At 68.9% G+C, this 14,928-nt stretch carries 11 protein-coding genes and 4 pseudogenes; 4 read left to right on the top strand and 11 right to left on the bottom strand.

The genetic code is table 11. The annotated features are described in order from the left end of the window. The first annotated feature begins 2 nt into the window (after positions 1-2). Positions 3-392 carry a cupredoxin domain-containing protein gene (locus tag ACQ86J_RS21155; RefSeq protein ID WP_431267080.1) on the top strand — a complete coding sequence of 130 codons (390 nt, stop codon included), beginning with the start codon at positions 3-5 and terminating at the stop codon, positions 390-392. A 182-nt stretch (positions 393-574) separates the two neighbouring features. Next, positions 575-1,149 (top strand): annotated as a pseudogene (locus ACQ86J_RS21150) (transposase); the annotation flags it as partial. 204 nt (positions 1,150-1,353) lie between these two features. On the opposite strand, the gene ACQ86J_RS21145 reads toward ACQ86J_RS21150, so the two are convergent. From ACQ86J_RS21145 to ACQ86J_RS21125, 5 genes and pseudogenes are all read right to left on the bottom strand, one after another. Next, positions 1,354-2,259: a VOC family protein gene (locus ACQ86J_RS21145; protein ID WP_431267079.1), complete on the bottom strand. Its 906-nt coding sequence runs from the start codon at positions 2,257-2,259 to the stop codon at positions 1,354-1,356. Between the two features lie 110 nt (positions 2,260-2,369). After that, a pseudogene (locus ACQ86J_RS21140) lies at positions 2,370-2,462 on the bottom strand (SMP-30/gluconolactonase/LRE family protein); the annotation flags it as partial. 116 nt (positions 2,463-2,578) lie between these two features. Further along, positions 2,579-3,049: pseudogene (locus ACQ86J_RS21135) on the bottom strand (SMP-30/gluconolactonase/LRE family protein); the annotation flags it as partial. A gap of 143 nt (positions 3,050-3,192) precedes the next feature. Beyond that, positions 3,193-3,642, bottom strand: a complete 450-nt coding sequence (locus ACQ86J_RS21130; RefSeq protein ID WP_431267078.1) for a cupin domain-containing protein — start codon at positions 3,640-3,642, stop codon at positions 3,193-3,195. Positions 3,643-3,652: 10 nt separating this feature from the next. Then, positions 3,653-4,117 (bottom strand): DoxX family membrane protein, encoded by a 465-nt coding sequence (locus ACQ86J_RS21125; protein WP_431267077.1) that lies wholly within the window; start codon positions 4,115-4,117, stop codon positions 3,653-3,655. A 171-nt stretch (positions 4,118-4,288) separates the two neighbouring features. Between ACQ86J_RS21125 and ACQ86J_RS21120 the strand changes: the two genes are divergently transcribed. Further along, positions 4,289-5,860: a GMC oxidoreductase gene (locus tag ACQ86J_RS21120; RefSeq protein ID WP_431267076.1), complete on the top strand. Its 1,572-nt coding sequence runs from the start codon at positions 4,289-4,291 to the stop codon at positions 5,858-5,860. Here the strand turns inward: ACQ86J_RS21120 and ACQ86J_RS21115 are convergent. From ACQ86J_RS21115 to ACQ86J_RS21090, 6 genes and pseudogenes are all read right to left on the bottom strand, one after another. Beyond that, entirely contained in the window at positions 5,857-6,252 is a 396-nt protein-coding gene (locus ACQ86J_RS21115) for a hypothetical protein (protein WP_431267075.1), read from the bottom strand. The two genes, ACQ86J_RS21120 and ACQ86J_RS21115, sit on opposite strands and share 4 nt — an antisense overlap. Continuing rightward, positions 6,215-8,581, bottom strand: coding sequence for an MGH1-like glycoside hydrolase domain-containing protein (locus ACQ86J_RS21110; RefSeq protein ID WP_431267074.1), 2,367 nt, complete (start codon positions 8,579-8,581; stop codon positions 6,215-6,217). The genes ACQ86J_RS21115 and ACQ86J_RS21110 overlap by 38 nt, the downstream gene beginning before the upstream one ends. Further along, complete coding sequence (locus ACQ86J_RS21105; RefSeq protein ID WP_431267073.1) at positions 8,571-9,833, bottom strand: amylo-alpha-1,6-glucosidase; 1,263 nt, start codon at positions 9,831-9,833, stop codon at positions 8,571-8,573. Before ACQ86J_RS21105 ends, ACQ86J_RS21110 begins: the two co-directional genes overlap by 11 nt. After that, positions 9,806-10,447, bottom strand: a complete 642-nt coding sequence (locus tag ACQ86J_RS21100) for a glycogen debranching enzyme N-terminal domain-containing protein (RefSeq protein ID WP_431267072.1) — start codon at positions 10,445-10,447, stop codon at positions 9,806-9,808. Before ACQ86J_RS21100 ends, ACQ86J_RS21105 begins: the two co-directional genes overlap by 28 nt. Before the next feature lie 164 nt (positions 10,448-10,611). Continuing rightward, positions 10,612-12,070 (bottom strand): annotated as a pseudogene (gene zwf, locus ACQ86J_RS21095) (glucose-6-phosphate dehydrogenase); the annotation flags it as partial. Positions 12,071-12,600: 530 nt separating this feature from the next. Further along, positions 12,601-13,191: a TetR/AcrR family transcriptional regulator gene (locus tag ACQ86J_RS21090; RefSeq protein ID WP_431267071.1), complete on the bottom strand. Its 591-nt coding sequence runs from the start codon at positions 13,189-13,191 to the stop codon at positions 12,601-12,603. Between the two features lie 75 nt (positions 13,192-13,266). Between ACQ86J_RS21090 and bdcA the strand changes: the two genes are divergently transcribed. Next, the gene (bdcA, locus tag ACQ86J_RS21085; protein ID WP_431267070.1) at positions 13,267-13,980 is read left to right on the top strand and encodes an SDR family oxidoreductase; all 714 of its coding nucleotides are present in this window, start codon (positions 13,267-13,269) and stop codon (positions 13,978-13,980) included. Positions 13,981-14,928 lie beyond the last annotated feature (948 nt).

Below are 14,928 nucleotides of genomic sequence, written 5' to 3'. Positions count from 1 at the left end.
GCATGAACCGGCCGCATCGCATGCGGCGCCGCAGCCTGCTGCTGGGCGCTGTCCTCGTGCTGCCCGCCGCCGCCGCGGCCGCGGCCGCGCGCGGCACAATGCCTTTCGAAGCAGCGGACGCCACCCCCGCCGCCGAGGGCACGGCGGCGATCACGATCGACAACTTCACCTTCTCGCCTGCGGTGCTGACGGTGGCAGCGGGCACGCGCGTCACCTGGACCAACCGCGACGACATTCCGCACACGGTGCTCGGCACGGAGAACCCGCTCGTCCTTCGGTCGCCGCCGCTGGACACGGAGGACAGCTTCGCCTTCACCTTCGCGGCACCCGGCACCTATCGCTATTTCTGTTCGCTGCATCCGCACATGCAGGGGATGGTGATGGTGCGGTGAGCGCGGCGGCGGAGCCCGGCGCGCGAGCTGACCTGGCAGCCTTGCAGGCCTGGAACGGCGCCCGGGTCCGGGTGCTCGCTGCTCTGGCCGCAGCGGATGCCTTCGGCACCGCCCTCTGTCAGGCCGCACAGGACGCGTCGCGCCTGCATCGCCCGGCAGCTGCGACTGCGCCCACCGTCATGACGGCCGACGGGAGGGCGCTCGACCGCATCCGTCATGCGCTCTATTTCCTGTGCCGCGAGCGGGCCGCGCGGAAGGCCAGCCCGACAGCAGCGATCATCGGCAGCCAGAGCGTCAAGGGCGCGGAAGAAGGGGGCCTGCATCGACCCCTCGGGCTAGGACGCAGGCAAGACGCGTCAGGTCCTGGTCGACACCCAGAGGGCTGCTGATGCAGGCCATCCCCCATGCTGCTGACACCCAGGCTCGCGATGGCGGCGTGCTGCTCATGGGCTCGCTGTTCGGCCGCTACCCCTTCCTGCCGAAGCCCTAAGCCGACAGCGGCTACCAGGGCGCCGCATGCCAGGAGAGACTGCGCGCCACCTGCAGCCGGATCAACCTGGAGATCGTCAAACGTCCCGGCCGACACCGCTTCGTCGTGCTGCCGAAGCGCTGGATTGTCGAGCGCTCGATCGCCTGGCTCAACCGCTGCTGCCGATTGGCCAAGGATTGGAAGTGCTCGAGCCGCAGCGCACGCGCCCTCCTCTGCTGGACCTCCGTCCGCCGTGTGTTTCGAAGACTATCCCTGAAAGCCGCATGATCCCGGATGGACGCAATCAGCGCGCGCCAGCACGAAGGCGATGCTCTCGCTGGCCATGATCCGGGTCTGCTCGCAGGTTGCCGGGCTGCGCCCCGCTCGGAAGAGCCGCGAGTTGGAAGCGTCAACGAGCAGGGATGGAACCGAAAGATGTGACGTCAGATGATGCCTGGTCAGTTCACCAGCACAAGGTGGTGCCCATCGGGGTCATGCAGGAGGACCGTTCGGCAAGCATTCCTGTCCGCAACCGTAGCCTCGGCCATCAAGGGACCATTGAGGCCGGCAAGAAGCGGCGCAAGCGTAGTCCCAGGCTGCGCATGAAGCACGATCTCGGGTCGTGGCGATGTCGTTGCTCCGTCCATCTGCGGTCGGCGGCGATCTTGCCGATGATACGCGGTAGCAGAGCAGCTCGAGCTGTGGCGGGGCATCCATGGCCGCAGTGTGCAACCTGGTCACCTCCACCTTCGCACCGGGTATCGCGTCCAGCCTCGCCTGCTCGATGCCATGGTTGCACGATCGTCCAGCGTTGATGAACCCGAGCCGCTGGTAGAAGGCGACGCTCGCCGCAGTGCTCGACACCACGATCGCCGAATGGTCAAGCCCGAGGCAGGGATCGGCACCGCGCGGTGCCTGCCAGATTTTGGGTGTCCTGGCCGGCGGGAATTCGATGAGTTCCAGCGGATGGCCTTCAGGGTCGCGGAACTTGAAAGCCGTCACTCCACCCGAGCTGTCCGGCAGCGACTGCGGGCCCGAAGTTGAAATGGGCGTCCATCCCGGCCAGGCCATGAGGCGGCGATAGGCGGCGCCCATATCCGACACCACGATGGCGACGTGCTGGAACCATGGATCGGAGCTCGTGCTGCCGGGCGGATAAGGACGACCTTTCTCGGCGAAGGCGACCAGCTCGATTTCCTGGCTCCCGAGGCGGAGGAGCCGGACCTGTGCCCGCGCGCCGGGCAACCCCATCAGCCGACCGAAGGCTGCGTCCACCCGCTCCTCGATGCCGGTCTCCTCGAAGCCGAGCGCTTCGCGGAAGAAGGTCGAGCACGCGGCGGGCTCGGCGGTGGTGAAGCTCACCCGCGCGATGCGCCAGGACGGGATTGTCACGGCCATTGCACGCCTCGCCGATTGAGGAAGATCGCGTAGAGCGTATGCGACCCGCCGATGAACAGCCGATTCTTGTCCGGCCCGCCGAAGGTCAGGTTCGACACGGGATGCGGCACCAATACCTTGCCGAGCAACTCGCCGGCCGGGCTGATGCAGTGCACGCCGTCCCCGGCGCTGCTCCAGAGATTGCCGTCCTCGTCGACCCGCATCCCGTCGCAATAGCCCGGCTCGACCTTGTGGAAGACATCGCCGCCGGACAGGCGCGCTTGCCATCCGCGGAAACATCGAAGACGCGGATGTACTGCCTGGGATCGTCCCGTGCCTGGTCGCCGGTCTCGGCGACATAGAGGCGCCGTTCGTCGGGCGAGAACGCCAAACCGTTGGGCCCATCGAAATCCGCGGCCATGACCCGGATGTCACCAGTCTCCGGGTCGTAGCGGTAGAGCGCCGGCGGCTGCTCGGAGGACTGGCGGCCTCCCTCGTAATCCGTCTGGATGCCGTAGAGCGGATCGGAGAACCAGATCGTGCCGTCGGACTTCACCACGACGTCGTTGGGCGCGTTGAGCCGCTTGCCGTCGTGCTGCGTGACCAGCGTCGTGATGCGCCCGTCAAGCTCCGTCCGGTACAGGCAGCGGCCGCGATGCGAACAGGCGATCAGCCGGCCCTGCCGGTCGCGGGTCTGCCCATTGGCGAAGTGCGAGGGCGCGCGGAACACCGAGACGCCGCCCGATTCCGTCCAGCGCATGGTCCGGTTGCGCGGGATGTCCTGGAACAACAGGCAATCCGCATCGCCCATCCAGACCGGGCCCTCGATCCAGCGGAAGCCGGTAGCGAGTTCCTCGAGCGGCGCATTGCCGAGCACGTAATGCGCGAAGCGCCTGTCCTTGATCTCGAAGCCGTCCATGCGCGGTCTCCTGCCGCCCGGGTCCTGTCGCGGCTTCAGGCGAAGCGGCAAGGCGAGGCGATGGTCGGCGGCGCCGCGAACTGCACCACCATCAGCACGGCGGGCACGTCGCCGACGGTGCCGGAGCGGTGCCCCTTCCGGCCATCCGTCTCCGCGGTGTTCTGGTCCTCGCCGAAGGAGATCTCGCCGGGTCCCATCTCTACCCGCTTACCGTCCATGGATCTGACGAACCAGCGGCCGGACAGCGGAATGATCCATTGCGGCTTCGGGTTCTCGTGCCAGGTGCCGACCCAGCCGACCGGTTGGACCGTCACCATCACCGTCATCTCGTCCGTGGTCCGTTGCCCCTGCCACTGCGGGTCAGCAGGCGCCTGCATGGTCTTCAGGTCGAACTCCGTGAGCGCGCAGCGCGTCTGGTGGCTCACGCCCTGCTCGTCCGTCCAGAGATGCCAGTAGGGGATGTGGGGCTTTTCGCCGGGGATCATTCTCAGCGCCTCATTGCAACCTGGAATAGGGATGCGACGACCCGAAGGGGTCCGCCAGGAATGCCGCCGCGCTCCCCGCATCCGTCCCGATGGTGAGCAGCAGGAAGCCGCCGGCCAGCGAGAAGTTCTTCAGGAAGTCCCAGAACAGGCCGCGCGCCTTGCTGTCTCCGGCCTGCCAGAAATCGCCCGGTTTCCAGAACTGCTTCCAGAGCAGCGCCGTCACCATGCAGTAGCCGGCCATGACCAGGGCGGCGAGCCGGTCGGCCGTGCCGGTCAGGATGCCGAGCGGCATGACAATTTCGACAAAAAGTCCGGCCAGGATGAGCAGCGTCGCAACACCCTCGCTCGGCGCGATCTCCCGCGCCTGGCCGACGGCGCCGCGGAAGTTGAGGATCTTGTCGAGCGCGCTGAACGGAAAGAACAGCATGACCAGCAGATAACGCACGGCAAGCTCGACCGCGATGCTTGGTTCCATGAAGTCCCCTGTCACGGGCGGTGCTGCACGGGGTTTCATCCGGTGCCGCAGGAAGCCTAGCCTGATCCTGCCGACTTCCGCAGCAGTCCCGATACGGGCAATCCGGTTGCAGAACGTGACGGCGAGCGAGTTGGCGCCGGGCCGCCGACAGCACGGGGAGCAGGAAGCGCGATGGCCAGCGAACGCTACGACATCATCATCATCGGCTCCGGCCCCGGCGGCGCCACCATGGCCTGGCGGCTGGCCAAGACCGGCAAGCGCATCCTGCTGCTCGAGCGTGGCGACTACCTGCGGCGCGAACGCGAGAACTGGGACAGCCGCGCCGTCTTCGTCGAGGCGCGCTACCAGGCGCCCGAGACCTGGCACAGTTCCAGCGGGGCGAGCTTCCACCCGGGGCTCCACTATTTTGTCGGCGGCAACAGCAAGGTCTACGGCGCGGTGCTGTTCCGCCTGCGTCAGGAGGATTTCGGCGAGATCCGCCACAAGGATGGCCTCTCGCCGGCCTGGCCGGTCGGCTATGACGAGTTCGAGCCCTACTACCAGGCGGCGGAGGAGCTCTACCGGGTGCGCGGCCTTCGCGGGGAGGACCCGACCGAGCCGCCCGCCCCGAAGCCCTATGCACATCCCCCCATCAGCCACGAGCCGCGCATCCAGGAGTTGTTCGACGGGCTGCGGCGGGAGGGCCACCACCCCTTCCACCTGCCGGTCGGCGCGATGCTGGACGAGGCCGCGGATGGCCAGGCCGCGCCGCATTCCGCGTGCATCCGATGCGCCACCTTCGACGGCTATCCCTGCCTGGTGAACGGCAAGTCGGACGCGCAGGTCATCTGCGTCGATCCCGCGCTGCGGGCGCACCCGAACCTAACGCTGCTCACCAACGCCTTTGTCGAGCGGCTGACCACGGATCCCTCGGGCCACGCTGTTACGGGTGTCGAGGTGATCCGCCATGGCGAGCCGCTGACCTTCGTCGCCGACATCGTGGTGGTCGCTTGCGGCGCGCTCTCCTCGGCGCTGTTGCTGCTTCGCTCGGCGAACGACGCCCATCCCGCGGGACTGGCGAATTCCTCGGGGCAGGTCGGGCGCAACTACATGCGCCACAACAATGCGGCGGTCATGGCCATCTCCCGTACGCCCAACCCGACGAAGTTCCAGAAGACGCTTGGGCTGAACGACTTCTACTTCGGCGCCGAAGACTGGGAATATCCGCTCGGCCATATCCAGATGCTCGGCAAGACCGATGGCGTACAGGTCGAGGCCGACGGGCTTCCGGCCTTCCTGCAATGGTTGCCAGAGAAGCCCTTCGACTGGATCGCCCGGCACTCGATCGACTTCTGGCTGACTTCCGAGGACCTGCCGCTGCCGCAGAACCGGATTTACTACAGGGATGGCAAGGTCCATCTCGACCTGACGGAGACCAACACGGAAGGCAACATGCGCCTCAGGGAGAAGCTCCGGCAGCTGTGCGGCCGGCTCGACATCCACCCGCACCTGCTCGACCGCACGCTCTATCTCGGCCAGGACATCCCGATCGGCGGCACGGCGCACCAGGCGGGCACCCTCCGCTTCGGGCGCGACCCGGCCAGCTCGGTGCTCGACCTCGCCTGCAAGGCGCATGACCTCGACAATCTCTACGTGACGGATGCTGGCTTCTTCCCCTCGATCGGCGCAGTGAACCCGACGCTGACGATCATCGCCAACGCGCTCCGCGTCGCCGACCTCATCGAGGCGCGGCTGAAGGGCTAGGCTGAACGGCCCGGTCCGGCGTTTCCGCGACGGCCATAAGGCTGCCCATCCGGCTGACGCGGGCGCTGCAGGAGCAAGGCGACGAGCCCGGTCCAGCCGGTCTGGTGCGCCGCCCCGAGCCCCTTGCCGCTATCCCCGTCGAAGTATTCGTGGAACGGGATCAGGTCGCGGAAATGCGGGTCGTCCTGCAGCAGCGCGTTGTCGCCGAGCACCGGCCGCCTTCCATCCGGCCCGCGCAGGAACAGCCCCGCCAGCCGGGCGGAGAGGTCGCGCGCGATCTCCGGCAGCGTCTGGAACCGGTCCGATCCGGATGGGTGCTCCACCCGGAATGCCTCGCCGTAGAAGCGCTCGAACTCATAGAGCGCCTCCACGATCAGGAAGTTGAGCGGCATCCAGACCGGCCCGCGCCAATCCGAATTGCCGCCGAAGACCTGCGTGGTGGACTCGCCGGGCTCGTAATCGACGGTGAAGCGCGTGCCGGCATGCTCGATCTCGAAGGGCGCCGCAGCGTGCACCTTGGAGAGCGACCGGATCCCGTGCCCGGACAGGAATCCCGCCTGGTCGAGCATTCGCCGCAGCGACGCCTTCATGCGGTGCCGCCGCAGCAGCGACAGCAGGAACCGATTGCCCTTGCCGGGTTCGGTCCAGCGCGAGACGAGCCCCGCCAGGTCGGGCCGGTTGCACAGCATCCACTGCGCCCGCTCGGTGAAGGCGGGAAAGCGCTCCAGCGTGTCGCATTCCAGCACCTCCACGGCACAGAGTGGGATGAGCCCGACCATCGAGCGCACGCGCATGGGTACGCGCTGTCCGCCCGGCAGGTTCAGGACGTCGTAGTAGAACTCGTCGCGGTCGTCCCAGAGCCCGATGCCGTCCTCGCCGATATTCGTCATGGCACCGGCGATGTGGAGGAAGTGCTCGAAGAATTTCGAGGCGACGTCCTGGTAGACCGGATCTCTCCGTGGCGAGTTCGAGCGCGATCCGCATCAGGTTGAGCGTGTACATCGCCATCCAGGCGGTGCCGTCTGCCTGGTTGATGAACCCGCCGGTCGGCAGCGGCGCCGAACGGTCGAAGACGCCGATATTGTCGAGGCCGAGGAAGCCGCCCTGGAAGATGTTGCGCCCTTCGGGGTCCTTGCGGTTCACCCACCAGGTGAAGTTCAGCATCAGCTTGTGGAAGACGCGCTCCAGGAAGGCGCGGTCGGCCCGGCCGGTCAGCGCCTGGTCCATGCGGTAGACCCGCCAGGCGGCCCAGGCATGGACCGGCGGATTCACGTCCCCGAAGGCCCATTCATAGGCCGGAAGCTGCCCGTTCGGGTGCATGTACCACTCGCGCGTCAGCAGCACGAGTTGCTGCTTGGCGAATTCGGGGTCGATCAGGGCGAAGGTGATGCTGTGGAAGGCGAGGTCCCAGGCGGCGTACCAGGGGTATTCCCAGGTGTCCGGCATCGACAGGATGTCGGCATTGTCGAGGTGCTGCCAGTCGCTGTCGCGCCCGCCCCGGCGGCCCTCGGGCGGCGGTGGCTGCGTCGGGTCGCCCGCCAGCCAGCGGCGCACGTCGAAGCGGTAGACCTGCTTCGACCAGAGCATGCCGGCGAGCGCCTGGCGCTGCACCGCCCGTGCGTCCGGATCGACGAGGTCCCGCTGCAGGGCCGCGTAGAAGGCGTCGGCTTCGGCACGGCGGCTTTCCACCAGCGTGTCGAACCCGTGCTCCGATGGCGCGGTGTCGCCCACCGCCGGCCCGAGCCGGAACCGCAGCACGACCCGCCCGCCCGCATCGACATCGACCCGGGCGAGCGCGGCGCATTTCGTGCCCTCGCGCAGCGGGCTGACCGCGTCGTGCCGCCCGTCCACCACGTAGTCGTTGATGCCGTCCTTGAAATGGCCTGGGACGTCCGCGCCGTGCAGCCGGCGCGGGTTGGTCTCGTTCTCGCAGAACAGGAGCTTCGCCGGCTGCAGCGGCATGAAGCGCAGCGGCGGCGCCTCCGGATGGTCCGCCTCGACCGCGCCGCCGCCGGTGGCGCGCAGCAAAGGTCTTGGCGCGCCTTCGGTCCAGGACCAGGTGTTGCGCGCCCAGAGCTGCGGCAGGACATGCAGCGAGGCCGCCTCCGGCCCGCGGTTCTCGACGGTGACGCACATCAGGATATCGTCGGGCGCTGCCTTGGCATATTCGACCGTGACGTCGAAGTAGCGCCGTGCATCGAAGATGCCGGTGTCGATCAGCTCGTATTCTGGCTGGGCCTGGCCGCGGCGCCGGGCATTCTCGGCGACGAGGTCGGCATAGGGAAAGGCGGCCTGCGGGTACTTGTACAGCATGCGCATGTAGGCATGCGTCGGCGTGCCATCGAGGTAGTAGTAGAGCTCCTTGACATCCTCGCCGTGGTTCCCCTCCTCGTTGGTGAGGCCGAAGAGCCGCTCCTTCAGGATGGGGTCGTGCCCGTTCCACAGCGCGAGGGCGAGGCACCAGCGCTGGTGCGCATCGCTGAAGCCGGCGATGCCGTCCTCGCCCCAGCGATAGGCGCGCGAGCGCGCATGGTCATGCGGGAAGTAGTCCCAGGCCGTACCGCCCGGGCTGTAGTCCTCGCGCACCGTGCCCCATTGCCGCTCGCTGAGATAGGGGCCCCAGGCCCGCCAGCCCGCCTCCTCCGCGGCGACCAGCCGTCGGCCCTCCGCGGTCTCGAGCAGGTGCGGCGGCGGCACCCCGCCACTCCGGTCATCGGGCATCCGGTTCCTCCTCCGCCACGTCCAGCATCGCCCGCACCCGCAGCAACTCGCCCAGCGACCAGGCCTGGAAGGGGCAGCCGCCCGGCGCATGCGGCGGGTCGCCATCCGCCACCTCCGACACATGGCCGAGTCCGGCCGTGCCGAGATGCGCGAGCAACGGCGGCAGGAAGCGCCGGCGGGCTTCCGCCTTCGCGGCCTCGCTGCGGCCACGAACGGCGAGCCAGGCATCGACGAAGGGACCGATGAGCCAGGGCCAGACCGTGCCCTGGTGGTAGGCTCCGTCGCGGGCGCGCGGGTCGCCTCGATACTGCCCGACATAGGCTGGATCGTCCGGCGTCAGGGTGCGCAGTCCGAGCGGCGTGAGCAGCGACGCCTCCACGCGGTCAACCACGGCGCGCGCCGCCGCGCCCTCGATCACCGGGAAGGGGAGGCCGCCGACCGCAAGGATCTGGTTCGGCCGCAGCCGCGGATCCGCGGTTCCCGGGACATTGTCGACATCCACCACATCGTGCAGGCCGCCGGCGGGATTGGCGAAGCGCGCGGCGAAGGCAGTGCGCGCGCGGGCCTCGATGCCGCTCCAGTCCGCACCCCAGCCGCGCAGGCCGGCGATGCGGAGGGCATTGATCCAGAGCGCCTGAACCTCCACCGGCTTGCCGATGCGCGGCGTGATCACCCGGTCGCCGACCTTCGCGTCCATCCAGGTGAGCTGCACGCCCGGCACGCCCGCGCGCAGCAACCCATCGGATGGGTCGAGCGCGATGCCGAAGCGGGTCCCGGCCGCGTAGCCCGCGAGGATCGCCGTCGTGGCCTCCGCCAGCGCTGCCGCGATCGCGGCCGGGACGGCCCTGCCCACGGCTTCCGAACGCGACAGGAATTCGTGCACGGCGACGATGAACCAGAGCGAGGCATCCACGGCGTTGTGCTCGGGTGGCGCGTCCCCGTCGGGGAAGCGGTTGGGCAGCATGCCCTCGCTCACGGTGCCGGCCCAGGCGGACAGGATCGCCCCGGCCTCGTCGAGCCGACCGGTGCCGAGGACCAGCCCAGGCAGGCTGATGAAGGTGTCCCGGCCCCAGTCGGTGAACCAGGGGAATCCGGCGATGATGGTGCGGCCGCCGGCGCGGTCCACGAGGTAGCTGTCCACCGAGGCAAGCGGCGGCGCGGTCGTCCCGCGCCGGGCGCGCTCTACCCGCATCAGGTCCTCGGCATGCGGCGCCGCGCGCACGGTCAGGCCGTCGCCGGCGCGCAGCACCATCGCGGCACCTTCGGCCAAAGCAAGGTCGAAGCCAAACAGGCCGGGGGTAGCGAGGTCCTCGGTGTCGTCCAGGCCGCGATCGCGCTCCGCCGCATACAGGAATCACGGTACCAGTCCGGGGCGTGCCGGTAGCGGCCGTTGGTCAGCGCGGCGATCGCCGGCCGGTCCGCATAGGGCCGCCACGCGACATTGCCGCCCTGCACCGCGGCATCGAAGCGGAAGGCGTCGTTCTCCCGCTGCAGCGCGTGGTAGTCGCGCCCGGACAGCAAAGGCCGGACGCTGAGGCGGCAAGGGCCGGCGCCCGCGGTCCGCCGCCAGCGCAGCACCGTTTCACAGGCATTCCGCGCCACCAGGATCTCCTGCGCCAGCACCGTCCCGTCCGGCAGGGTGAAGGTCCAGCATGGCCAGGGCCGGCAGGCGAAGCCACTGATCCGGCGCCAGCCATCGGGGTGCAGGAAGTCCGGCGCGTAGCGTTGCGTGGTAAGGGCGTAGCGCCCGGCCGGCGTCTCGACCCAGGCCTCGACACCATTGACGAGGACGACACGCCCCGCGGGCGGGCGCGTCGCGGTGAGGAGCAGCGCATGGTAGCGCCGCGTCCGCAGGCCGTTCGCCATGCCCGAGGCGAAGCCGCCGAGGCTGTCGGATTCAAGCCACTCCGCCGTCTCGTCCAGCGCGCCCCGGCCGCCGGGCCGCCCGATCCCGCCACCATGTTCAGGCCCGACGCCAGGGCAACGGACCCGCGCCCGCCAGCATTGCCCCCATGCCGTGCTCCTGCGCCTTACTCATTGGCCAGGGGAAGCCAGGTCCGCCCATCGCGTGCGAGGAGTGCATCCGCGCCGGCCGGTCCTGTGCCGCCGGCAGCGTAGGACTCAGGCTCGCCCGAACGCCAGGCATCGAGCAGCGGCTGCACCGCCGCCCAGCCCGCCTCGATGTTGTCGGCGCGCTGGAACAGCGTGGCGTCGCCCACCATGCAGTCGTAGAGCAGCGTCTCGTAACCGACATAGGGGCGGTCCGGAAAGATGTCGCCGTAGCGGAACGTCATCGTCGCCTGGCCGAGCCGCATCTCCGGCCCTGGCACCTTGACGTCGAAGCGCGGCTCCGCGCCCTGCTCCGGGTCGATCTGCAGGCGCATGAGGTTGGACCCCGCCGCACCGGGGAACAGGCTGTGGGGCGAAGGCTTGAACCGCACCGCGATCTCGGTATGCCGCGCCGCGAGGCACTTGCCGGTTCGCAGGTAGAACGGCACGCCGGCCCAGCGTGGCGTATCGATGGTCAGCCTGAGCGCGACATAGGTCTCCGTCCGGCTGTCCGGCGCGACATGCGGCTCCTCGCGGTAAGCCTGGACATCCTGCCCGAGCACGCGGCCGGCGATGTACTGGCCGCGCACCGCGTCCTCCGGCCCGATAGGCCGCACCGCTTCGGCCAGGCTCGCCTTCGCGCTGCGCACCGCCTCGGCCTGCAGGGTATCCGGCGGTTCCATGGCTGCCATGCAGAGCAGCTGGAACATGTGGTTCGGCACCATGTCGCGCAGCGCGCCGGTCGGCTCGTAGAAGGCGCCGCGTTGCTCGACGCCGATCGTCTCGGCCGCTGTGATCTGGACGTGATCGATATGCGCGCGGTTCCAGATCGGCTCGAAGATGCCGTTGGCGAAGCGGATCGCCAGGATCGATTGCACCGTCTCCTTCCCGAGGAAATGGTCGATCCGGTAGAATTGGTGCTCGCTGGCCGCGGCAAGGATCTCGCGGTTGAGCGCCTGGGCCGAGGGCAGGTCGCTGCCGAAGGGCTTCTCGATGACAACGCGGCGGAACGCGTCGTCCGTCTCCTTCAGCAGGCCGGCCCCGCCGAGCCGGGTGACGATCGGGCCGAAGAAGCGTGCGGCCACCGCCAGGTAGAAGACGACATTGCCGCGAAGCCGGCTGCCGAGCGTCGCGTAGGCCGCGGGATCCAGGAAATCGACCTTGAGGTAGCGGAGCCGCGACCGGACCCAAGTCCACGCCCTCGGGTCTATCTGCGCCGCGTGGAATTCCGCGGTCGCGTCATGGGTGAAGGACTGCATGGTCTCGGTGAGCGAGGTCGCCCAGGCTCTCGTCGGTATGGTCGAGGTGGTCGAGCCCGAGGATGGTGAGCTCCGCGTTGAGCAGGCCGCTGCCCGCGAGGTTGTAGAGCGCCGGCATGAGCAGGCGCTTCGTCAGGTCGCCGCCGGCACCGAAGACGACAAGCGTGCAGGCTGGCGCCGGTGCGGTGGCGCAATCGGAGCGACCGGCGAGGTCTGACTGGAACGTCCATCTTCCCTCCTCGGTTGTGCTTCAACCGAACCTGGCGCGCCGACCAAGCCGGGCTGGCGGTGGCACGCCGATGGAGGATTGCACAGATCGCCCGGATGCACGCCTCGGACGACGTGTCTCATCGAACTGACCTCGAGCCCTCAGGCCGACGGCCGCTGAGGTGAGCCGATTGCCGCTCGCTGGCCAGACGCCTGGCCTTGGTAGCGCCGGCGTGGCCAACTCGGCCCGATTGACGCGGGGCGCCGGGTCGAGCGGCCCGCGGTTCATGCATGTTCACGGCAGTTACGACCCACCATGGGCGCTCACCGAAGGCAGATGCCGCGCACGACAAGAGGCAGTGAGCAACAGCTGCCACGCATCATCGAGAAGGATCGAGAGCCACCACGCATAACCGCTCAGGGCGTCCAGTGCGGAGCGGAAGGACCTTGAGCGATCAGCGGGACGGCGCGAGGCGCGATGGGATGCGCCGGATGGTTCAGCGCTCAGGCGGGAAGGGCGTGCGGGATGGCCTGGCCGGCGAGGCGGGCGGTACCGAGCAGGCGGTCCAGGTCGTGCCCCTCGCGGGCCATTGCGGAGAGGCCGGTCATGAGGGTGAGGACATAATCGGCCAGGTGCCCGGCCGCTTCCGGCTGCGTGGCAGCGACGAAGTCTCGGATCCTGTCCTCGGCGGCCGTGCTCAGCACGCGGGCGGCTTGCCGCGCCTCGGGGTCGTTGCAGCGTGCGCCTTCAATGACCAAGCAGCCGGCGGCGGCCGGATCGGCGGCATAGCGGCGGGCGGCTTCCTCCAGCAGCGCAGCGAGTGCTTCGGCCACAGGCCGGCCAGGACGCAGGATCTCGTCCAGGGGCAGGCCATCGGCGGCGCTGTAGCGGCCGAGGATGCGGGCGTAGAGGCCGGCCTTGCTGCCGAAGGCTGCGTAGAAGCTGGGCGGGTTGATGCCGAGCGCCGCGGTGAGATCGGCGACACTGACAGCATCATAGCCGCGTGCGTGGAAGAGCCGCTGGGCGGTGGCGACGGCCTGTTCCGGGTCGAAGCGCCGGGGGCGGCCGCGTGCGCGCGGGGAATTTGTAGTCATCGATACAGATTGCCTTGACATGGCCCTTGGGAGATTTATGTAGCGTCCACTACGTTGAATCTCAAGGAGGGCCTGATGGCCGGTTTTCAGGGCAAATCCGTTCTCGTGCTCGGCGGCAGCCGCGGGATCGGGGCGGCGATCGTGCGGCGCTTCGCCGCGGAAGGGGCGGCAGTGACCTTCACCTATGCCGGCTCAAAGGAGGCAGCCGAGCGGCTGGCAGCCGAGACGAACGCCGCAGCCGCGGTGACGGACAGCGCCGACCGGGACGCGGTGATTGCGCGGGTGCGCGAGAGCGGGCCGCTCGATGTGCTGGTGGTGAATGCAGGGGTCGTCCTCTTCGGCGATCCCCTGGAGCTGGACCCCGACGCGGTGGACCGGCTGATCCGCATCAACGTGGCCGCGCCCTACCACGCGGCGGTGGAGGCGGCGCGGCGGATGCCGGAGGGTGGGCGGATCATCGTCATCGGTTCGGTCAACGGCGATCGTTCCGCCTTCCCGGGCATCTCGGCCTATGCGATGAGCAAGTCGGCCCTGCAGGGCATGGCACGGGGGCTTGCGCGGGACTTCGGGCCGCGCGGAATCACGGTGAACGTCGTCCAGCCCGGGCCGATCGACACCGACATGAATCCGGCGGACGGGCCGTTCAAGGACCTCGTCTACCCCGCCATGGCCTTCAAGCGGCATGGGCGGCCGGAGAACGTGGCCGGCATGGTGGCTTGGCTAGCGGGGCCGGAGGCGAGCTTCGTCACCGGAGCGATGCATACGATCGACGGCGGCTTCGGGGCCTAGGCTCGGAACCAGGATCCAGGGTGACCGGCTGTCAAACCGACAGATGCCATGGCGGCCGGAGGTGCTGCCATGGCTGACCTGTTCCGACGGGCGAAGGCACAGGTTGCCGGATCGCCCCCGCTTTCCGCCACCGCACGGGGTGCCGCGTGCCATGGGGTTCAGCCGCGCCTGGAGTGGTCCGTCTTGCAGTGATCGCGGGCGAGCCGCTCCGCCCTGTCGTGAAGCACGCCCTTCAACCCCGCGTCGACCCTTTGCTCCTTCGCAGATCAGGTGACGGATTTCAGGCCGAAACAGCATCCAGGTCAGCCGCCAGCGGGATGCATGGCCGCCATTGTAGCCTTCCTCGGCGACTGCAGCGAGGCGTCCGAGATCCCTTGCGGACCAAGATGCTTGGTTGCCACCCCCGCGAGGCCTTCGCCGGACAGGGATCACCGGGGCCGGGTGGACGAAGGCGGTTTCCGCCCCGGTACTTTACGGCATCCCAGCTGGTAGTCCCGAAGGCGTTTCGGGGCGCTGGTGAGGAGGTTGGAGGGCTGACGCAGCGCGCCTGGAAACCAGGACGGAGTTCGTCAGCAACTTGAAGCGGCTGCAACCTGGACCGCCGCCGTCTGGCCGGCAGCCTTGGCCTGTCCCAGGTGGCGGCTGAGGAGCGCGCAAACAGGCTCTCGGCAACACGATCCTGGCCAGGATCACCGCGATGGCCGCCACCGTTGCGGTGGCGTCATCCTGCACCATGCCCAGGGCCGCCGCCCTGCGCAGGCCGGCCACGGATCTCGACGAAGCATTTCTCAGGATGAAATGGCGGTTCCCCATAAGCGGCGCCAGGCTACCTGGACCCGCTCTATTTCTGGAAGTCTGACATTCGCCGCGCAGCGAGTGCCGACTTCCGAAAAGGAAGGGACCGGGGAGGGAACACCCTCCCCGCCCCGGCCGTCTTGCCGCCGCAGC

The organism is Dankookia sp. P2 (genome assembly GCF_050632255.1).
Classification (GTDB): domain Bacteria; phylum Pseudomonadota; class Alphaproteobacteria; order Acetobacterales; family Acetobacteraceae; genus Paracraurococcus.
The sequence above is the reverse complement of the archived record's forward strand: the minus strand, read 5'-3'. Positions and strand labels throughout refer to the sequence as shown.